The organism is Streptomyces jumonjinensis, from assembly GCF_009600885.1.
GTDB classification, from domain to species: domain Bacteria; phylum Actinomycetota; class Actinomycetes; order Streptomycetales; family Streptomycetaceae; genus Streptomyces; species Streptomyces jumonjinensis.
Genome location: NZ_VCLA01000039.1, coordinates 1 through 18,563, shown reverse-complemented (window position 1 = coordinate 18,563; position 18,563 = coordinate 1). Strand labels below are relative to the sequence as shown.

Below are 18,563 nucleotides of genomic sequence, written 5' to 3'. Positions count from 1 at the left end.
CCCCGGTCCGGTCCCCACCGCATTCCCGGAGACCGGACCGGACCGGGGGACAGCGGGAACGACCCCCGGCTAGGGGGCCGCGCGGTGCGAGGGGAATTCGACGACCTGCTGATACGTCGGCCGGTTCTGCCAGTGGACCGCCGGGTGGGTGATCCCGCCCAGCGCGCGGTGGATGATCGCGTCGGCGCACCACTGCTGTCCCGCGGCGCACTCCGCGTCACCGGGGTAGACCTGGCCCGGGGTCCTGGCCGCCGCCTGCTTCAACGTGGCGAGCAGGGCGTCCCGGCAGGCGGTCAGCGCGCCGTCGCCGCAGTACGTCCTGGCCAGCGGGCCCTGTACCTCCCGTCCGAGCACCTGACGCAGATCCTTGTCGACAAAGCCCCACCAGCCGAACTGGAAGGCGGAACCCCCATGGGCCCCGGTCGGGCCGTGCGCGGCGGAGGGCGACTCGTCGACGGCGAGGTTGGCGGCGAAAGCCGCGTACAGCTCGTCGCCGAGGCCCGGCTTGAACTCGGCCGCCACCAGCAGCGGCCACCAGGCGTCCATCAGCCGTACCGCGTCGGGATGGGTGTAGCGGCGGGAGCCGGGCGAGGTCTCCTTGCGCTGCGATCCCGCCGCCCGCCACTCCTCCAGCCGCTGGACCGCCGTGCTCAGCTGGGGGTCGGTGAGGGGCTGGGAGCGCAGTACGGCGAGGAGTTCGGGCAGCAGCTGCTCGCCTCTGAGGTCGGTGACGGCCGCCTCGGCCATCGCCCGGGTGAGCGAGGCGCGGGTGACCCCGCCGGCGGCGACGAGTGCGGCCACCCGGTCGTCCAGGAGATCGCCCCGGTGCACGGCCCCGAATCCGAAGCCGGCCGCCGCGTACCCCTCGGCCTGCCGGTTGTTCCAGGAGATGTAGTAGTCCTGGCCGATGGAGTTCGGGTGTTCGGCGAAGGGGGTGTACGCGGCGGTGTTGGCGGCCGGGTCGAAGTCCTGCCACTCGTACTGCTGCTCGGCTCTGACCGGCAGCGCCGGGTCCACGTTCGCCGCCCGTACCGGATTGTCGCCGCTGTTGAAGTAGGCGGCGGTGCGGGAGTCGGCGTAGAACCAGTTGAAGGCGTAGCCGATCTTGTGGGCGGCCTGCTGGAAGGAGCGGGCGTCGGTGACGTACGAGGGGTCGTTCAGCATCTGGAAGCCGATGATCGAGTCGGCTTCGTGCCGGTAGGTGGTGCGGAGGGAGGTGTAGGCGACGGGCTTGCCGCCGACCGTGGCGCGATGGGTGACCATGCCGTAACGGGTGCGCCAGACCTGCATCCGGTAGGAGCCGGCGGCCGTGGAGTCGGCGACCGAGGGCCGCCAGGCGTTGCGGCGCTCCATCTTCTCCATGGGGACGCACTCGCCCCGGTAGCGGTAGTGGACGGCGTCCTTGGCCGGGTCGGAGCCGTCGGGGGCGCAGAGTTCGACGGCGTATGTGTCGGTCATGTCCTGGAGGGCGGAGGTGGCGGACCAGGCGTAGTCCTTGCCCCGGCCCATCTGGACGTACATGCCGACCCCGGCGAAGGAGACGCCACGGGCGGAGATGCCGGGTCCCTGGAGCTCCTGGAGCATCATCAGCTGCGGTGCGAAATAGCCGGTCTGGGGGCCGAAGACGGCGATCGGACTGCCGCCGGCGGTGTGCTGCCCGGAGACGAGCAGGGCGTTGGACATGCCCCGCCGGGGGTTGAGCGCCGCGGGGTCGAGCACGCCGTCGTCGTACATGCCCTGGGCGGGCGCGAGGCGGGCGGGGGCGCGTACGGGGTCCTTGGCCGCGGCCCGGGGGCCCTTGGTGACGGCGGAGCCGGTACGGTCGTGGACGAGCTGTTCGGGGGTCACCGATCCGGCGTCGGGGAGTGCGGCGCCGCGCGGGTCGCCGGGCTTTCCCGCGTACGGGAAGGCGGTGCCGTCATGGACGGTGAGCACGGTCTCGGGGTCCTCGCGCTGCCGGAAGGACTCCCAGACCCTGGTGCCCTCGGCGACTCCGTACTTCCGCTGGGCGGCGAGGAGGGAGAGCGCCGACTGCACCTCGCCGCCTCCGCCGCCGCCGAACTGGCCGCCGACGACGGAGGCGATGGCGATCAGATCGGAGAGGGTGAAGGGTTTGATCTCACCGGCGTTGGTAATGGAGTCGATATGGCCGGTGAGAACGTACTCGCCGGGGAAGTACCGTCCGTTCTTGGACTGTACGCGGTAGGCGTTGATGCCGTCGATATACGCCTGGGCGTCCTCCATGGCCTGCCGGCCGCGCTCGCCCTCGGTGGTGCGGATGTGCTCGATCTGCGCCTGGTAGTCGGCTTCGGTGTACGGGGCCTGGGGCCAGAACTGCTGTTCAAGGCCCTGGTTGGCGAGTGCGCCGCCCGCGAAGGGGGTGAGGTCGCCGCGGCCTATGTGCCGGAAGAGGTCCATCATCCACAGCCGGTCCTGGCCCGCGGCGTAGCCCGCGCCGAACTCGGTGCCGTAGCGGGTGGCGCCCTTGATGTGCGGGACGCCGGTCTTCTTGTCACGGGTGATGGTGACGTCGGGGCGGGGGCTGATCACGGACTCGATCTGGTTCTCGGGGACGCCGAAGGAGGCGTCGTTGAAGAACTCCGACATCCTGGCGTCGGTGAGGCCGCTGTAGCCGCCGACGAGGGAGTCATAGCGGCTGAGCTGGTCGGAGCTGTGCCCGGGGCGGGTGCCGAGGAGCTGGTGGGCGAGGATCTCGGCGAGGGTGGCGTTGCCGTTCTGGCCGGGCGGGAGGATGTCGGAGCACTGGCCGCGGCAGAGATCGCCGTCGACGGCCTGTGCGGTGGGGGGTGCGGCCGGGCCGGCCGCCGTGGCCTGCGGCAGGGGGGCCAGCAGTCCGGCGGCGAGCGCGAACGCCGCGGCGGCGGTGACGAGTCGGGGTCTTCCGGTGCGTCGTCGCATGCATGCTCCTCGGGGAGGCCGATGCGCCGGAGGTTACCGAGGGTAAGGCGCAAGGGTAAGTGAACATGCGTCACCTTTTCCGAATCGCCACAGGGGCTCTCACCACAGGGCCGCCCGTCAGCCGGAGGCAGCGCCCATCAGCCGGAGACGGCGTCCGTCAGCCGGAGGCAGCGCCCATCAGCTGGAGACGGCGTCCGTCGCCCGTTCACCGCCGCGGTTCCGGGAGCGCGTGGCGACGACATCGGGACCCCTCTGGGCGAGCAGGGCCTGAATCCGGCCAACCGTCGGATCGGCCCGCTGGGCGGGGATCGCGGAGGCATCCGCGTCCCCGGCGGCGATGAGGAGATCGGCCGGCGGACCGGGCAGCGCGAGGCCGGCGGCGAGTCCGTGCAGGGCGTGGTCGTTCGGAGGGGGTCCTTCAGGCACGGTCCGGCGTACCGCGAATACCGGCTGACCATCGCGCGCGGGGGTTTCGCCGCCCCCGGATCGTAGGCGACTTTTCCTTGACGGCCGCCATCGGTTTTTTTCGATGGAGCCGGATGGGGCAGTCGTACGTCCAAACGTCAACGCCCGTATACCCACGACGGAGGTGGCAGTGCGATGGCCGGTTTCCGGAGTCTCGCGAGACAGGTGCGCGACGCACGGTGTGACCTGGCGCTACGGCGCTACTCACTGCGCAAGTGCCTTGAGCGATTCGCCCCTTATGGGCATCGGGCGACCTGGGATCACCTCTGCGCCCAGCACTGTATCGAGCCCGAGGACCGGGCGCCCGATCCAGCGCGGCTGGTGGCCGCGCTCGAAGAACTGGAAGAGGCGCGGGCCGTATGGCTCGCCTACGAGGAGAGCTTCGCGGACCGGCGCAAGCGCGAGAAGCACCATGGACTGCGGCGGCCCGCGTCCATGGACGACTGGCACCGGCGGACGTGGGGCGGAAACGGCGTGGCGCGTTGCGACAGCCCGTACTCCCATCCGTCGGCGCCGCTGGGCGAGGTGCTGCGCCGACTGATCACCGCGCTGGAGAACAAGCCCGGCGCGTCCTGTCCGGTGTGCGGGGAGACCGGCATCGTCTGGCGGCAGGATCTGGCGAACGAGCCGTGGACCGGGCCGGTGTGCACGGGCTGCGGCATCGTGGTGCCGCGGCCCGTGCTGACGTCCGAGGCGGTGGCGGCGGCCAAGGAGGCGGGGCGCGGAGAACTGGCGTCCGTGGCCTGAGCGGCGCGGGGGCGGGCCGTGGAGAGCGGTGTGCCCCCGCCTTGTCGGGGCCGGTACGCGATACGCACCGGGGCCGGCGCTCCGGTCGGGCCGTGGGGGCGGGCCCCGGGCGGGCCGGGCGGTCGGGACGGGCCCGTCACGGGGGTACGGACCCGTCCGGCGGTCACGGGGGTACGGACCTCATACGGGGGACGCGGCCGTCCACCCGGCGGTGGTGTCCGGCGTCGGCGTCCCGGCGGCGGGCCGTCGCTCAGTCGTCGTCCTGATAGCGGACCGGCATCAGCCGGGACCCCGCCATCCGGCTGCCGAAGTCGTCCTCGGGGTTGGAGAGCACACAGGTGTCCAGCGAGAGACAGCCGCAGCCGATGCAGTCGGTGAGATGGTCGCGCAGCCGTCCCAGCTGGTTGATCCGCGTGTCCAGTTCACCGCGCCAGGCGAGCGAGAGCCGCGCCCAGTCCTCACGGTCGGGCGTGCGCGCCTCGGGCAGCTGGGCGAGCGCCTCCCCGATGGTGGCGAGCGGAATGCCCACCCGCTGGGCGGCACGCACAAAGGCCACCCTGCGCAGGGTGTCCCTGGTGTAGCGGCGCTGGTTGCCGCTGGTCCTGCGGCTGGAGATGAGCCCCTTGGACTCGTAGAAGTGCAGGGCCGACACGGCCGCGCCGCTCCGTGCGGCCAGCTGACCGACCGTGAGCTCATGGGACTTCTCGGAAGACTGGGACATCCCGCAGACCCTACTGCGTCTCCGTTGACAGAACAGTGCCGCCCGACCATGCTGAGCAAGCGCTTAGGCATACGGGACGTTCGTTCGTGGCGGCATCGAGAGACAGGGACCGGGAAGATGGCCGAGCCGAAGATCTTCACCTCCGCCGAGGAGCTGCGCGCCGGGATCGGCGAGCGACTGGGCCCCAGCGACTGGCTGGAGATCGACCAGAAGAGGATCGATCTCTTCGCCGAGGCGACCGGCGATCACCAGTGGATCCATGTCGACCCGGAGCGCGCGGCGGACGGCCCCTTCGGGACCACGATCGCGCACGGCTATCTCACCCTCTCCCTGCTGCCCGCGCTGGTCCCGCAGGTGATGCGGGTCGAGGGCATGAAGATGGGGCTCAACTACGGGACCGACAAGGTCCGGTTCCCCGCGCCCGTCCCGGTGGGGTCGCGGCTGCGGGCGGCGGTGGAGCTGGTGAGCGTGGCGGAAGCGGGCGGCGGCGTGCAGGTGACGGCGCGGGTCACGGTCGAGCGCGAGGGCGGCGAGAAGCCGGTGTGCGTGGCGGATTCGGTGTCCCGCTACTTCTTCTGAGGACGTTCCCCCGAGGGTCTTCCCCTGAGGACGCTCCCCTTGAGGACCTTTCCCCGAGGACCGGAGCGCCGCCCGCCCCCGGCCGCCGACCCATGGCCGGCGGACGGCGGGCGCGACTACTTCCGGGCGGAGACCATGCGCAGTACGAGATCCGCGTAGAGCGCGCCGACCTCTTCGGGCGTCCGGCTCCCCCGGACGTTGAACCACCGCGCCACATCGATGCAGAGCGAGAGCACGGCGAGGGTGGTCCCCGGCACATCGGGGACGTCGAACTCCCCGGCCGCCACCCCGTCGCGCAGAATCCCGCGCACCACGGCGTCGCTGCGGCGGCGCAGCCCCACGATCTCGGTGCGGTGCTCTGCGGAGGGCGCGTCGAGTTCGTACTGCACCACGCGCGCGGTGTCGTGCCGTCCGGCGTGCCAGCGGACGAAGGAGCTCACGGCGTCGGCGAGCCGCTCGGTGGGGGTGCCGTCGCGCTCGGAGGCGGCCGAGAGCACTTCCAGCGCCCGGTCGTGCCCGATCCGGCTGATCCGGTGGAGCAGCTCTTCCTTGGTCTTGTAGTGGATGTAGAGCGCGGCGGGGCTCATTCCGGCGCGGCCGGCGATGTCCCGTGTCGTGGTCGCGTGGTACCCGCGCTCGGCGAACGCCTCCACGGCGGCGACGAGCAGTTTCCTCGCCGCCTCGGGCGTGACCTCGGCCCATGGCGCCTCTTCGCAGGTCGCCTCATGGACGCCGGTCGTCTCCTCGGCGCCGGTCGTCTCCTCGGCCGCGGCCATGGTTCGCCTCTTTTCCCCTCAAACAAGAGGACCACCATACCCCGAAGGTGAGCAAGCGCTTAGCGCGGCCGCGGGGGCCCGAGCCGCCGTACGGCCGACCGCTCTTCGCTCAGCCGCAGTTCCATGGGGCCCACACCCCCATTTAACTATCGCTGCTAGTTTTCTGCCGTCGTGCCTACTATGTGCCGCATGGCCCGACCGCGCAAGCCCCTCCTCAGCAGAGAACGCATCGTCGCGGCGGCGGGCGCGCTCGTGGACTCGGAGGGGCTGGACGCGGTCTCCACCCGGCGGCTCGCGGCCGAGCTCGGGGTCAGCGGCCCCTCGCTCTACAACCATTTCCGCACCAAGGACGAGATCCTCGAAGCGGTCGCGGACGCGGTCAGCGCACAGGTCGATCTGTCGATGTTCGCGGAGCACGACTCCCGCGACTGGGCCACCGCCCTCCATGACTGGGCCCTGTCCTACCGCGCCGCGCTCAGGGCACATCCGCAGATCGTCCCGGTGCTGGCCCGGGGTCCCGGCCGCCGCCCCGCCGGCCTGCGGGTGGCGGACGCGGTCTTCGGGGCGATGGTCCGCGCGGGCTGGCCGCCCGCCCAGGCCACCCATATCGGCGCGCTGATGCGGTACTTCATCACCGGTTCGGCGCTGGGCTCCTTCGCGCGCGGCTTCGTGGACGACGAGACGGCGTACGACCCGGCCGACTATCCCCACCTCGGCCGGGCGCATCTCCTCGCCGGGCGCCAGAAGGCGGTGGACGAAGGGGCCTTCGAGACGGGCCTGCGGGCGATCATCGAGGGGCTGGGCGTCCAGTACGCGGCACTGGACCGGAGCTGACCGGCCCCCCGGCGGGACGGGCCCGCGCGGCATGAGGAGGATCCATCGCGGACCGACCCAGCGCACGGAGAGCCGCCGCGGACCCGCCCGGCGCGGGCGGGTCCGCCCCGGGCGCGCGGCGGCGCCGCTCAGAACTGGAGCGACTTGGTCTGGAGATACTCCGCCAGCCCGTGCGGCCCGAGCTCGCGCCCGACGCCCGACTGCTTGTAGCCGCCGAAGGGCGCGAGCGGATTGAACCGCCCACCGTTGATATGGACCTGACCGGTGTCCATCCGGCGGGCGAAGGCGACCGCCTCCGCGTCGTCGGCGGCCCACACCGCGCCGCCCAGCCCGTACACCGTGCCGTTGGCGATCCGCAGAGCGTCCTCCGTGTCCTCGTACGGCAGCAGCGCCACCACCGGGCCGAAGATCTCCTCCTGCGCGATCGTCATCTCCGGCGTCACATCGGCGAAGACGGTGGGGCTGACGTAGTAGCCCCTGTCCCGGGGGGCCTCGGGGCCTCCCGCGACCAGCCGCGCGCCCTCGGCCACGCCCTTGTCGATATAGCCGCGCACCCGCTCCCACTGCCTCGCGCTGACGACCGGTCCGATCCGCTCCCCCGGCGGATAGGCGGCGACCGCCTCCTTCGCGAGCTCCACCGCCTCCTCGTACCGGTCGCGGTGGACCAGCATCCGGGTCCAGGCGCTACAGGTCTGGCCGGAGTTGGACATCACATTGGCGACCCCCTCGCGGACCGCCCGGGCGAGGTCGGCCCCGGGAAGGATGACGTTCGCGGATTTGCCGCCGAGTTCCAGCGCGACCCGTTTGACGGCTCCGCCCGCGATCGCGCCGATCCGCCGGCCGACCGCCGTGGAGCCGGTGAAGGAGACCAGGTCGACGTCCTGGTGGGCGGCGAGGGCCGCGCCCGCCACCGGGCCGAGCCCGGTCACCAGATTGAAGACCCCGGCGGGGACGCCCGCCTCGTCGACCGCCTCCGCGAAGAGCTGAGCGGTCAGCGGGGTGTTCTCGGCGGGCTTCAGCACCACGGTGCAGCCCGCCGCCAGCGCGGGGGCCGCCTTGGCGACGACCTGGTGCAGCGGATAGTTCCAGGGCGTGATCGCGCCGACCACGCCGACCGGCTCCAGCAGCACCGTGGAGTTCCCGATCCGCTCCTCGAAGGAGTAGCCCGCGGCCAGCTCGGCGTACGAGCCCGCGACCGCGACCGGCAGCGCGGCGTGGACGGCGCGGGCGAAGCCGGGCGGCGCGCCGAGTTCGGCGGTGACGGTCTCGGCGATCTCGTCCTGCCGGGCCGCGAGCGCGTCGCGCACCGCCCCGAGCAGGGCCGCCCGCCGGGCCTGCGGGGTCGCGGCCCAGGCGGGGAACGCCTCGCGTGCCGCGCGTACGGCGGCATCGACGTCCTCGGCGTTTCCGGCGGGCACCTCGGCGATGATCCGCTCGTCCGCCGGGTTCACCACCGCGATGCTCTCCGTCGAGACGGACGACCGCCACCGCCCGCCCGTGTACATCGCGTCATGAGCCTTCATCGCGCTCCTCGGGGGTTGCCATGAATGGTTCGGCCCAAGGTAACGACGCCGGTCCACGGGGGCCAGGGCACCGCCCGACCCCGGTCTCACCCGGGCCGGCCGCCGCCCTGATCGCCCACACCGGCGGGGGCGCTGTCGGGGTCGTACCGGGCGTACGGGTCATAGCGCACCGGCTCCGGCCCGTCGAGCCCGAGCACCGCGCCCGGCGGCTGTGCGACAAACCCCCCTCGGGGATCGAGGGGGGTTCGAGGGGGGCGAGCGGGTGATGCACCGGGGGCAGCCCGCCGGCTGCCCCCGGGGTTCTCAGATGATGCCGAAGACGACTCCGGCCGCGAGCACGACCAGGGAGGTGAGCGCCGCCCACTTCACGGTGAACCTGGTGTGGTCGCCGAACTCGACCTTGGCCATGCCGACGAGCACATAGACGGCGGGCACCAGCGGGCTGGACATGTGCAGGGCCTGGCCGACGAGCGAGGCGCGGGCGATCTCCAGCGGGGAGACTCCGTGGGCGGCCCCGGCCTCGGCGAGGACGGGCAGCACGCCGAAGTAGAAGCCGTCGTTCGACATGAAGTAGGTGAGCGGCAGGCTCAGCAGGCCGGTGACGATGGCCATGTGGGGGCCCATGCCCTGCGGGATGGCGTCGACGAGCCAGTCCGCCATGCTCTTGACCATGCCGGTGCCGGTGAGGACTCCGGTGAAGACGGCGGCGGCGAAGACCATTCCGGCGACGTTGAGAACGTTCTCGGCGTGGGCGCCGATCCGGGCCTTCTGGTCGGCCATGTCGGGGTAGTTCACGGTGAGGGCGAGGGCCGCGCCGAGCAGGAAGAGCACGGGGATGGGGAGCAGCTCCATGATCATCGCGGTGAGGAGGGCGATGGTCAGTCCGGCGTTGAACCAGTAGAGCTTCGGGCGCAGGGTCTCGCGGTTGGGGTCGAGGCCCTGGAAGTCGTCGTCGTCCTCGCCGTCCGCGACGGCGACCGAACCGGTGGAACCAGCGGAACCGGTGGAACCAGAAGAAGCAGCGGAACCGGAGCCCGCGCCGCCGCCGGTCTTCGCCTTGCCGCCCGACTTCGCCTTACCGCCGGTCTTGGCCTTGCCGCCGCCGGTCTTCACCAGCACCCCGCCGGACGCGGGCTCCAGGGCCTCGTCCAGGGAGATGTAGCCGAGGCGCTTGCGCTCCCTCATGCCCAGCACATACGCGAGGATGAAGACGAAGAGCAGTCCGACGGCGAGCGCCGGAATCATCGGAACGAAGATGTCGGCCGCGTCCAGCTTCAGCGCGGTGGCCGCACGGGCGGTGGGGCCGCCCCAGGGCAGGGTGTTCATCACACCGTTCGCGGTGGCGGCGATGCCCGTCATCACGACCAGGCTCATCTTCAGGCGCTTGTAGAGCGGATACATCGCCGAGACGGTGATCATGAAGGTGGTGGATCCGTCTCCGTCCAGCGAGACGATCGCGGCGAGCACCGCCGTACCGACCACGATCCGCATCGGGTCCGCTTTGCAGAACCGCAGAATGCCGCGGACGATCGGATCGAAGAGACCCACGTCGATCATCACACCGAAGTAGACGATCGCGAACATCAGCATCGCCGCGGTGGGGGCGAGGTTGCCGACGCCCTCGATGACGTAGTCCCCCAGCTGCGCGCCCTTGCCGACGAGCACGCAGAACAGTGCGGGTATGAGGACCAGCGCCGCGATGGGCGACATCTTCTTCATCATGATCAAGACCAGGAAGGTCGCGATCATGGCGAAGCCGAGGATTGTCAGCATGGGGGCTACCTAACGTTCATCCTTGAACTCCCACCGGAGCGGCGGTCCGGATGACGTTAGGTCGCGTTAAAAGCTGTTAACAAGATGTTGACGCGTGAGCAATACGAGCAAAACCCCAGGTCAACAGAGATGTGCTGACTCGGAGGGGCAAGCGTGGCGCTCCCGGCGACCCTGGCGGCCACCCCCGGCCACCCTCCGGGGCGCTCGCACCCGGCCCGGCGGGACCCCTCAGTCCAGCACCTTCGCCAGATAGGCCCGCAGCAGTACGCGCGTCTCCGCGACGATCTCCGCGTCGCCCGACTCGCCGACGCGGAAGGCCAGTTGCAGCAGCGCGTCCGCCGCCTCGACCGCGATCAGCACCGCCCGGCGCAGCTCCCCGTCCGCCCGGTCGCGGCCCACCCGGTCCGCGACCAGGGCGATGACCAGATCGGCCACCTGGTGGTTCGCCCCGCTGGCGGGCGCGGCCAGCGGGATCCGGTAGCCGAAGTCCACCAGCGAGAACCCGGCCACCGTCCGCTTCATCGCCACGTACTCGTCCAGCACCACATCGAGCAGCGCCCGCCAGTCCCCCTCGGGCGCCGCCCCGATCCGTTCCCCCACCCGCTCGGCGTACTGATCCAGATTGCGGGCCGCCAGCGCCGCCGCCAGGGCGCGCTTGTCGCCGAAGAAGCGGTAGACGGAGCCGATCGGCACCCCCGCCCGCGCGGCCACCGCACGGGTCGACAGCTTCTCGTACCCCACCTCGTCCAGCAGGCAGGCGCAGGCGTCGAGGATCTTGGCGAGCCGCTCCGCGCTGCGCTGCTGCACGGGCTCACGGCGAAGACGGGGCTGGGACACGCGCCCATCATGCCGGTCCGCCGCCGTTGACGGGACCGCTCCACAATCCTACGGTTGTCCATAGGATTCCTTTGGGCTTTCAGTACCGGGAGCGGCGATGAGCGGCATCGAGCAGACCATGGAGCGGGCGAGGAAGACCGCCGGGGCGCTGGGGTACTCCCCCGGCTTCGGCAATGAGCACAGCTCGGAGGCGGCGCCCGGGGCGCTGCCGGTCGGCCGGAACTCGCCGCAGCGCGCACCGCTCGGGCTGTACGCGGAGCAGCTGAGCGGCTCCGCGTTCACCGAGCCGCGCGCCGTCAACCGCCGTTCCTGGCTCTACCGGATCCGGCCGTCGGCCGCGCATCCGCCGCTCCGCCGGATCGACAACGGCGCGCTGCGCGGCACGCCGTTCACCGAGACCGTCCCGGACCCCAACCGGCTGCGCTGGAATCCGCTGCCGGAGCCGCCGCCCGGCACGGACTGGCTGGCCGGTCTCTGGACGCTGGGCGGGAACGGCGACGCGGCCCAGCGCACGGGGATGGCGGTGCACCTCTACCACGCCAACGCGCCCATGACGGACCGGGTGTTCGGGGACGCGGACGGGGAGCTCTTGATCGTTCCGGAGCTCGGCGGGCTGCTGCTGATCACGGAGCTGGGGATGCTCGCCGCCCGCCCCGGCGAGGTGGCGCTGATCCCGCGCGGGGTGCGGTTCCGGGTGGAGCTGCTGGACGAGCGGGCCCGCGGCTATGTCTGCGAGAACTACGGGCAGCCCTTCCAGCTCCCCGATCTGGGTCCGATCGGGGCCAATGGCCTCGCCCACGCCCGGGACTTCCTCGCGCCGACGGCGGCGTACGAGGATGTGGAGCGGCCGGTGGAGGTCGTCACCAGGTTCTGCGGCAATCTCTGGGCGGCGGTCTACGACCACTCCCCGCTCGATGTGGTCGCCTGGCACGGCAACCATCTCCCGTATGTATACGATCTGCGCCGGTTCAATGTCATGGGGAGCATCTCCTACGACCACCCGGACCCGTCGATCTTCACGGTGCTGACCTCGCCCTCCGACACCCCGGGGCTCGCGGGCGTCGACTTCGTGGTCTTCGCGCCGCGCTGGCTGGTCGGCGAGGACACCTTCCGGCCGCCGTACTTCCACCGCAATGTGATGAGCGAGTACATGGGCCTGATCGAGGGCGCGTACGACGCGAAGGCCGAGGGCTTCCTCCCCGGCGGCGGCTCGCTGCACAACATGATGTCGGCGCACGGCCCGGACCGTGAGACCTTCGACCGGGCGAGCGCGGCGGAGCTGAAGCCGCAGAAGATCGATGACGGTCTCGCCTTCATGTTCGAGACCCGCTGGCCGGTGACGGCCACCGAGCAGGCGGCCCGCGCGCACCATCTGCAACAGGGGTACGACGGCGTATGGCAGGGTCTTGAGCGTCATTTCCCGTCCTGATTCGATCTGATCCGGAGATACGGAGCCCCCGTGACCTCCTCCTTCGCCCCCGATTCACTGGTGCTGAACCGCAAGCTGCCGCTGTGGTACCAGGTCTCGCAGTCGCTGCGCGCCTCGATACTCGGCCGCGCCCCCGAGGCGTCGCTGCGGCTGCCCACCGAGGAGCAGCTCGCCGCGCACTACGGGGTGAGCGTGCTGACCATGCGCCAGGCCCTCAAGGAGCTGGAGGAGGAGGGCCTGATCAGCCGGCACCGGCGGCGGGGGACATTCATCGAGCCGGGGGCCCGCAGGGGCGCGCCGAGGCGGCTGCTGGGTTCGATCGACGCGATCGTGGCGCAGCAGTCGGGCGAGCGGACGACGATTCTGGGCCATGGGCCGGGGCCGGTGCCCGGGGAGATCGCCGAGTACTTCCCGGGGCTGGCCGAAGTCGTCACGTACCGCAGACTGCGCTGTGACGGGGAGAGCGGCGAGCCGGTCAACTGGGCGGAGAACGCGGTCCGCCCGGATGTCGCGACGCGGCTGGATCTCGTGGATCTGGAGCGCTGGCCGATGACGAAGGTGCTGCGGGACGCGGTGGGCGTACGGATCAGCAGGATCACGGACACGGTGGAGGCGCGGCTCGCCGATCCGCTGACGGCGGAGCTGCTGGAGGTGCCGCTGCTGAGCCCGATCCTGCACTACACGGGCGTCACCTACGACACGGACGGCCGGGTGGTGGACGTGGCCCGGATTCGTTACCGGGGAGACCGGTTCTCGTTCTCGGTGACGGTCGCGGCGGAGTGAGGGCGGTGGGCGGGTGACAGACGCCCACCGCACAGGGTAGGCACACCCTCATGGGTACTCAGCCGCTGCCGCTCGACGGAATCACCGTCGTCGCCGTCGAACAGGCCGTCTCCGCTCCCTTCGCCACCCGTCAGCTCGCCGATCTCGGCGCTCGGGTCATCAAGGTCGAACGGCCGGACGGCGGTGATTTCGCCCGGGGGTACGACACCGCCGCCCACGGGCTCGCCTCGCACTTCGTCTGGTGCAACCGGGGCAAGGAATCCATCGCCGTCGATCTCAAGGACCCGCGCGGAGTGCGGATCGTGCGCGATCTGATCGCCGGGGCCGATGTGTTCGTCCAGAACCTGGCCCAGGGCGCGGCGGCCCGGCTCGGTCTGGACGCGGCGGCCCTGTGCGCCGGGGATCCCCGGCTGATCGCCGTGGACGTGTCCGGATACGGCCCCGGGGGGCCGTACGCCCACAAGCGCGCGTACGACATGCTCGTCCAGTGCGAGGCGGGGCTGGTGTCGGTCACCGGCACCGATGAGCGGCCGGTGAAGGCCGGGGTGCCGGCCGCCGACATCGCCGCCGCGATGTACGCCTTCTCCGGGGTGCTCGCGGCACTGCTGCGGCGCGGGACCACCGGGGTCGGCGGACCGGTGGAGATCTCCATGCTCGATTCACTCGCCGAGTGGATGGGACACCCGCTGCACCACGGTATGCACGGCGGTGAGCCCCCGGCGCGCACCGGTGTCGCGCACGCCGTGATCGCCCCCTATGACGCCTATGGCACCGCGGACGGGGCCCAGGTGCTGCTGTCGGTGCAGAACGACCGGGAGTGGCGGCGGCTGGCCGAACGGATTCTGAAACGGCCGGAACTCGCCGACGACCCCCGCTTCGCCACCAATACCGCGCGGACGGCCCACCGGGAGCTGACGGACGCGGAGGTGGCCGGCGCGAGAGGCGGGCTCGGCGCCGAGGAGGCGATCGGGGAGCTGGAGGCCGCCGGCATCGCCTGCGCACGGCTGAACACCGTACGGGAGGTGGCCGGGCATCCCCAGCTGGCGGCCCGGGACCGGTGGCGGGACGTGGACTCGCCCGCCGGGCCGCTGAGGGCGCTGCTGCCTCCGATCACCCTGCCGGGCGGACCGGAGGCCCGCATGGGCGCGGTGCCCGCGCTGGGCGAGCACACCGACGCGCTGCTGAGCTCCCTGGGAATGACGGACGAGGAGTCAGCGGCGCTGCGCCGGGCCGGTGTGGTCGCCTGAGCGCGGGGCCGTGCGGACGGAGGCGCCGGATACGGAGACGCCGGATGAAGGACGCGGGCCCGGGAGCCGTGCGACGGCCGGATGGAGACCGGCGGTCAGCGGCGGCTGCCGAAGAGCGTGCGGCGCAGCCTGCGCAGGGGCGCGAAGAGCGAGACGCCGCCCCTGCCCCGGTCGCGGTCGTGCGTCACATCGCGCGCGGTCAGCTCACGCATCAGCGAGGTCGCCTCAAGCGTCTCGCGCTGGGGCACGGCGGGACCGCCGAGCACCGCGAGATGTCGGTCGAGACGCGAGCTGGTCGCGCTGCTCCCGCAGGTGATCGCGGGCACCCGCGCCCTGCTGCGCACTGTTATCTGTTCCATGTCACTCCCCACCCGTACGACGCACCCGGCCCGGGCAGGTTAACCCTATCGCCCCACCAAGACACCCATGTATCCCACCCGTGGGATTCACCGCACCGGTACGCGAGTTGACCGTCATGCTCCGAATACGGACTTTTCCAGGGCGAGTTGGACAGATCCGAGTCTTCACCCGGGGATTCTTCCCACGAGCACACGGGGTCACGCGCACCGCACCCGTCGCATCGTGCTCCGCACTCGCCCGGCCGCCGTCTCCGCACCCCGGCGGCGCGGCGCGGATGTGATCCAGGCCACCGGGATCGTCCGCGGCGGGCGATGCCGTCGAAGGAGGCGGCAGCGGCCCGGAACTGAGCTAGCTTGGAGGGGTTCCGCCGTGATTCCACCGAGATGCCGTGCTGTTACCGATGGGGGCTCGCATGCCCGAGAATCAGCTGATCGCGGGGCGTTACCGGCTGCTGAGCCCGCTGGGCGAAGGCGGTATGGGGGTGGTGTGGCACGCCCGTGACGAGGTGCTGGCCCGTGATGTCGCCGTCAAGGAGGTACGGGCCCCGGCGGGGCTCGCCCCCGCCGATGAACGCCGGCTGTACCGGCGGCTGGAGCGGGAGGCATGGGCCGCGGGCCGGATCTCGCACCGCAATGTGGCGGCCGTCCACGATGTCGCCACCGAGGACGCGCGCCCCTGGATCGTGATGGAGCTGATCCGCGGGCTCACGCTGTCGGAAGTGCTGGAGGCCGAGGGCCCGCTGCCGCCGCAGCGCGCGGCGGTGATCGGGTCGGAGGTCCTCGCCGCGCTGAGCGCCGCGCACGACGCGGGGGTGCTGCACCGCGATGTGAAGCCCGAGAATGTGCTCATCGCCGCCGACGGCCGGGTGGTGCTCTCGGACTTCGGGCTCGCGACAGTGGCGGGGGCCGCGCCGCTGACCCTGACCGGTGAGCTGGTCGGCTCGCCGGAGTTCCTCGCTCCGGAGCGGGCGCTGGGGCATCCGCCTGGGCCCGCCGCGGATCTGTGGTCGCTGGGGGCACTGCTGTTCACGGCGGTGGAGGGGGTCACCCCGTTCGCCCGGAGCACCCCACTGGCCACCCTGCGGGCGGCGGTGGAGCAGGAGTTGCCGCCGTCGCGGCTCTCGGGCGAGCTGGCCCCGGTGATCACCGGGCTGCTGCGCAAGGAGCCCGGGGAGCGGCTCTCCGCCCGGGAGGCGAGCCGGCTGCTGCGGCTGGCGGGGGCGGGCGGCGGGGCGCGGACCGGGGCGCCGCCGACCCCGGAGCCGTACACCCGGGAGCCGGGCCCGGAGCCGCACATCCCGTCCGCCCGTCCGCACGGCGGGCCGCCCCCGGAGCCCGGGGCCGCTGAGGCGTCCGGGGCGTCCCAGGGGGCGGCGGTGGTGCTGGCCGTGGGGGTCGCCCTGCTGCTGCTCGCGGTCTGCGCACTGGTCTGGGCCCTGATCGACGGGGCGTGAGGGCACGGCGGACGGGGGTTTCGACGGCACGGGAGCCGGGGCGGGAGCCGGGGCGGGAGCACAGCGCGACCGGATCCCGGACGGGAGCCGGAATCCGGTCGCGGCGCGCTCTCCCTGAGGGAGGACGGCTCAGACGTGTGAGCTGAAGACGGGCAGATAGCCGCTGGACTGCCCGGCGGCGGTGGGGTGGTACGACTCGCCGATGTTGAGCCAGTTCACGCTGTGCAGCCATGCGGAGCCGGAGCAGATCTCATGGCCGGTGAAGGCGGGCACGACATCCGCGAAGGTGAAGCCGTGGTCGGCCGCGCGCTTGGCGACGGCGTCGTTGAGGTAGTCGGCCGCCGAGTTGATGGCGGCCCGCTCGCCTTCGCTCAGCCCGGTGACACAGCTGCCGTTGAGCTTGTAGAAGCGGGGGTAGCCGAGGACGACGACCTCGGCGGACGGGGACCTGGCGGTGATGGCCGAGTACACGCTGTCGAGCCGGCCCGGCAGGGTGGAGTCGACGTATCCACGAGCCTGGTTCACCCGGTTGATACAGCTGGATTCGGACTGGAGGACACACGTGGTCATGACATCGGAGAAGCCCGCGTCATTGCCTCCCACAGAGATGGACACGAGATCGGTCGAGGCGTTGAGCGGGCCGAGCTGGCCCGCCGTCACATCACTCGTACGAGCGCCGGAGCAGGCGGTGAACGCGAACGACGAGGGTGAGTTGGCCGCCGCCCAGAGCTTGGGGAAGGCCCGGCTGCTGCGCTTGCAGTCGCCGCTGGCGCTGTCGTAGCTGCCGGCGCCCACCCCCGATGAGTAGGAGTCGCCCAAGGCGACGTAGTCGATGGCGAGAGCGCGGTCGTCCGCCTGCGCCGGACCGGCTCCGATGAGAGCGAGCCCGGCGCCGAGCAGAAGTGCGGAGAAGGACGCCGCGAGTCGGGACAGTTTCATGGACCCTCCCAATAGCAGGATTTCTGCCACGACTTTCTTACCAGTCAGTAGAGTTAACCGGAAGTGTCCATGTCAACATCATCGCCCGCCTGCCCGTCCGAACCACTGCGGACCGAGCGGCGAAGGGCGGCCGAGAGCGGGAGCTAGGGTCACATTTCGGCCATACGGACCCTTGGCGACAGACCGTCAGCGATCGGAGCGGGTCCTCGGCCGGCTCACCCGGGCACGGCCTTCGCGGTCTCCGCCGCCGACGCGGCTCCGACGCGGCTCCGGCATCGCTCCGGCATCGCTCCGGCATCGCTCGGGCATCGCTCCGGCGCTCGTCATCGCGGACGCCCCGCCGCGCGCGCCGCCCGAGCCGGGGCGGCGGCTGTCGCGCGCCCGGGCCGTCAAAACTCCGTGCGCCGGGAGGTTCCGTGCCGGATCATGGGGCGCATGTCAGCCGCACAGCCCCAGATGGAGCGTATGCCTGCCGCATCCGTACCTCCCGAGAACACCATGCCGATCCGGATGAACGTCGATGACAACGACTCACCGTGCGATGTCATCGACTCCCTGTTCCTCGGCCGCTTCGCGACCGGCGAACAGCCCTATGCGTACGCCCACAACATCGAACGGGTGAAGCCCGGCTTCGAGTTGCTGCCGCCGGGGGCGACCGTGCTGCGCTCCGCCCGCGACGACGACCGCAGCGCCCTGCTCGCCGAGGGCGAGGGCTACACCATGCTGATCTCGCACTGGAACCGTGGCGCGGACGGCGCGGCCACGGCGGTCAGCGGCGAACTGGCCGAGCGGATCGTCAAGGAGTGCACCCGGGACGCGGCCGACGAGCCGGAGCCCCAGCCGGAGGACGTGACGATGGGGTTCTGGTACGTCTCGCCGCGCCGCGGCCCGCACCGCACCACACGTCAGATCTCGGCCGGGACCTGGGACGAGGTCCGCCCGAACTACACCGCCCCGGTGGCCGGCGCCATGGACCGGCTGATGAAGGTGACCCCCGACGACATCTCGGGCCGGCTGCTGCTGCTGCACGGACCGCCGGGCACGGGCAAGACATCGGCGCTGCGCACCCTCGCCCGCTCCTGGCGCGACTGGTGCCAGGTGGACTGTGTGCTCGACCCGGAGCGGCTCTTCTCGGACGTCGGCTATCTGATGGACATCGCGATCGGCGAGGACGAGGG

The 18,563-nt window shown here is 71.7% G+C and carries 17 protein-coding genes; 8 read left to right on the top strand and 9 right to left on the bottom strand.

The genetic code is table 11. The features are described from left to right. Positions 1-69: 69 nt before the first annotated feature. Positions 70-2,919 carry a penicillin acylase family protein gene (locus FF041_RS05100; protein WP_153521211.1) on the bottom strand — a complete coding sequence of 950 codons (2,850 nt, stop codon included), beginning with the start codon at positions 2,917-2,919 and terminating at the stop codon, positions 70-72. A 177-nt stretch (positions 2,920-3,096) separates the two neighbouring features. Further along, complete coding sequence (locus tag FF041_RS05095; RefSeq protein ID WP_153521210.1) at positions 3,097-3,345, bottom strand: hypothetical protein; 249 nt, start codon at positions 3,343-3,345, stop codon at positions 3,097-3,099. A gap of 174 nt (positions 3,346-3,519) precedes the next feature. On the opposite strand from FF041_RS05095, the gene FF041_RS05090 reads away from it, so the two are divergent. After that, positions 3,520-4,131, top strand: coding sequence for a hypothetical protein (locus tag FF041_RS05090; protein WP_153521209.1), 612 nt, complete (start codon positions 3,520-3,522; stop codon positions 4,129-4,131). 250 nt (positions 4,132-4,381) lie between these two features. Here FF041_RS05090 and soxR read toward each other — a convergent pair whose 3' ends face one another. Then, a complete protein-coding gene (gene soxR / locus FF041_RS05085) occupies positions 4,382-4,852 on the bottom strand; it encodes a redox-sensitive transcriptional activator SoxR (protein ID WP_153521208.1) in 471 nt (156 codons plus the stop codon). A 117-nt stretch (positions 4,853-4,969) separates the two neighbouring features. Here soxR and FF041_RS05080 point away from each other — a divergent pair, with 117 nt between their 5' ends. Continuing rightward, positions 4,970-5,431 carry a MaoC family dehydratase gene (locus FF041_RS05080; protein WP_153480593.1) on the top strand — a complete coding sequence of 154 codons (462 nt, stop codon included), beginning with the start codon at positions 4,970-4,972 and terminating at the stop codon, positions 5,429-5,431. A gap of 116 nt (positions 5,432-5,547) precedes the next feature. Here the strand turns inward: FF041_RS05080 and FF041_RS05075 are convergent, their stop codons facing one another. Next, positions 5,548-6,207, bottom strand: coding sequence for a TetR/AcrR family transcriptional regulator (locus FF041_RS05075; protein ID WP_153521207.1), 660 nt, complete (start codon positions 6,205-6,207; stop codon positions 5,548-5,550). A 189-nt stretch (positions 6,208-6,396) separates the two neighbouring features. Here FF041_RS05075 and FF041_RS05070 point away from each other — a divergent pair, with 189 nt between their 5' ends. Further along, positions 6,397-7,041 (top strand): TetR/AcrR family transcriptional regulator, encoded by a 645-nt coding sequence (locus tag FF041_RS05070; protein WP_153521206.1) that lies wholly within the window; start codon positions 6,397-6,399, stop codon positions 7,039-7,041. A gap of 128 nt (positions 7,042-7,169) precedes the next feature. On the opposite strand, the gene FF041_RS05065 is transcribed toward FF041_RS05070, so the two are convergent. The 3 genes from FF041_RS05065 to FF041_RS05055 all read right to left on the bottom strand — a co-directional run bounded on the left by FF041_RS05065 (position 7,170) and on the right by FF041_RS05055 (position 11,174). Next, the gene (locus FF041_RS05065; RefSeq protein WP_153521205.1) at positions 7,170-8,564 is read right to left on the bottom strand and encodes an aldehyde dehydrogenase family protein; all 1,395 of its coding nucleotides are present in this window, start codon (positions 8,562-8,564) and stop codon (positions 7,170-7,172) included. A gap of 303 nt (positions 8,565-8,867) precedes the next feature. Further along, the gene (locus tag FF041_RS05060) at positions 8,868-10,337 is read right to left on the bottom strand and encodes a CitMHS family transporter (protein WP_153521204.1); all 1,470 of its coding nucleotides are present in this window, start codon (positions 10,335-10,337) and stop codon (positions 8,868-8,870) included. Between the two features lie 228 nt (positions 10,338-10,565). After that, positions 10,566-11,174 carry a TetR/AcrR family transcriptional regulator gene (locus FF041_RS05055; RefSeq protein ID WP_323391254.1) on the bottom strand — a complete coding sequence of 203 codons (609 nt, stop codon included), beginning with the start codon at positions 11,172-11,174 and terminating at the stop codon, positions 10,566-10,568. A gap of 97 nt (positions 11,175-11,271) precedes the next feature. Between FF041_RS05055 and hmgA the strand changes: the two genes are divergently transcribed. The 3 genes from hmgA to FF041_RS05040 are packed head-to-tail and all read left to right on the top strand — an operon-like array spanning position 11,272 to position 14,633. Further along, positions 11,272-12,603, top strand: a complete 1,332-nt coding sequence (gene hmgA / locus FF041_RS05050) for a homogentisate 1,2-dioxygenase (RefSeq protein WP_153521203.1) — start codon at positions 11,272-11,274, stop codon at positions 12,601-12,603. Positions 12,604-12,633: 30 nt separating this feature from the next. Next, complete coding sequence (locus tag FF041_RS05045; RefSeq protein ID WP_323391252.1) at positions 12,634-13,386, top strand: GntR family transcriptional regulator; 753 nt, start codon at positions 12,634-12,636, stop codon at positions 13,384-13,386. Between the two features lie 50 nt (positions 13,387-13,436). Next, a complete protein-coding gene (locus tag FF041_RS05040) occupies positions 13,437-14,633 on the top strand; it encodes a CaiB/BaiF CoA transferase family protein (protein WP_153521201.1) in 1,197 nt (398 codons plus the stop codon). A gap of 95 nt (positions 14,634-14,728) precedes the next feature. On the opposite strand, the gene FF041_RS05035 is transcribed toward FF041_RS05040, so the two are convergent. Beyond that, complete coding sequence (locus tag FF041_RS05035) at positions 14,729-14,992, bottom strand: hypothetical protein (protein ID WP_153480603.1); 264 nt, start codon at positions 14,990-14,992, stop codon at positions 14,729-14,731. Between the two features lie 413 nt (positions 14,993-15,405). On the opposite strand from FF041_RS05035, the gene FF041_RS05030 reads away from it, so the two are divergent. After that, positions 15,406-16,446: a serine/threonine-protein kinase gene (locus FF041_RS05030; RefSeq protein ID WP_153521200.1), complete on the top strand. Its 1,041-nt coding sequence runs from the start codon at positions 15,406-15,408 to the stop codon at positions 16,444-16,446. A gap of 129 nt (positions 16,447-16,575) precedes the next feature. On the opposite strand, the gene FF041_RS05025 is transcribed toward FF041_RS05030, so the two are convergent. Continuing rightward, positions 16,576-17,385, bottom strand: a complete 810-nt coding sequence (locus FF041_RS05025) for an SGNH/GDSL hydrolase family protein (protein WP_153521199.1) — start codon at positions 17,383-17,385, stop codon at positions 16,576-16,578. Between the two features lie 456 nt (positions 17,386-17,841). Here FF041_RS05025 and FF041_RS05020 point away from each other — a divergent pair. After that, positions 17,842-18,563: DUF5925 domain-containing protein (locus FF041_RS05020; protein ID WP_407698112.1), on the top strand; the 722-nt coding region annotated here is incomplete at its 3' end.

Excerpts from the sequence above, each read along its gene's own strand:
- FF041_RS05035 (WP_153480603.1), bottom strand. The coding sequence starts at position 14,992 with ATGGAACAGATAACAGTGCGCAGCAGGGCGCGGGTGCCCGCGATCACC.
- FF041_RS05025 (WP_153521199.1), bottom strand. The coding sequence starts at position 17,385 with ATGAAACTGTCCCGACTCGCGGCGTCCTTCTCCGCACTTCTGCTCGGC.
- FF041_RS05040 (WP_153521201.1), top strand. The coding sequence starts at position 13,437 with ATGGGTACTCAGCCGCTGCCGCTCGACGGAATCACCGTCGTCGCCGTC.
- FF041_RS05030 (WP_153521200.1), top strand. The coding sequence starts at position 15,406 with ATGCCCGAGAATCAGCTGATCGCGGGGCGTTACCGGCTGCTGAGCCCG.
- hmgA (WP_153521203.1), top strand. The coding sequence starts at position 11,272 with ATGAGCGGCATCGAGCAGACCATGGAGCGGGCGAGGAAGACCGCCGGG.
- FF041_RS05060 (WP_153521204.1), bottom strand. The coding sequence starts at position 10,337 with ATGCTGACAATCCTCGGCTTCGCCATGATCGCGACCTTCCTGGTCTTG.
- FF041_RS05075 (WP_153521207.1), bottom strand. The coding sequence starts at position 6,207 with ATGGCCGCGGCCGAGGAGACGACCGGCGCCGAGGAGACGACCGGCGTC.
- FF041_RS05100 (WP_153521211.1), bottom strand. The coding sequence starts at position 2,919 with ATGCGACGACGCACCGGAAGACCCCGACTCGTCACCGCCGCCGCGGCG.
- FF041_RS05090 (WP_153521209.1), top strand. The coding sequence starts at position 3,520 with ATGGCCGGTTTCCGGAGTCTCGCGAGACAGGTGCGCGACGCACGGTGT.
- soxR (WP_153521208.1), bottom strand. The coding sequence starts at position 4,852 with ATGTCCCAGTCTTCCGAGAAGTCCCATGAGCTCACGGTCGGTCAGCTG.
- FF041_RS05065 (WP_153521205.1), bottom strand. The coding sequence starts at position 8,564 with ATGAAGGCTCATGACGCGATGTACACGGGCGGGCGGTGGCGGTCGTCC.
- FF041_RS05080 (WP_153480593.1), top strand. The coding sequence starts at position 4,970 with ATGGCCGAGCCGAAGATCTTCACCTCCGCCGAGGAGCTGCGCGCCGGG.
- FF041_RS05070 (WP_153521206.1), top strand. The coding sequence starts at position 6,397 with ATGGCCCGACCGCGCAAGCCCCTCCTCAGCAGAGAACGCATCGTCGCG.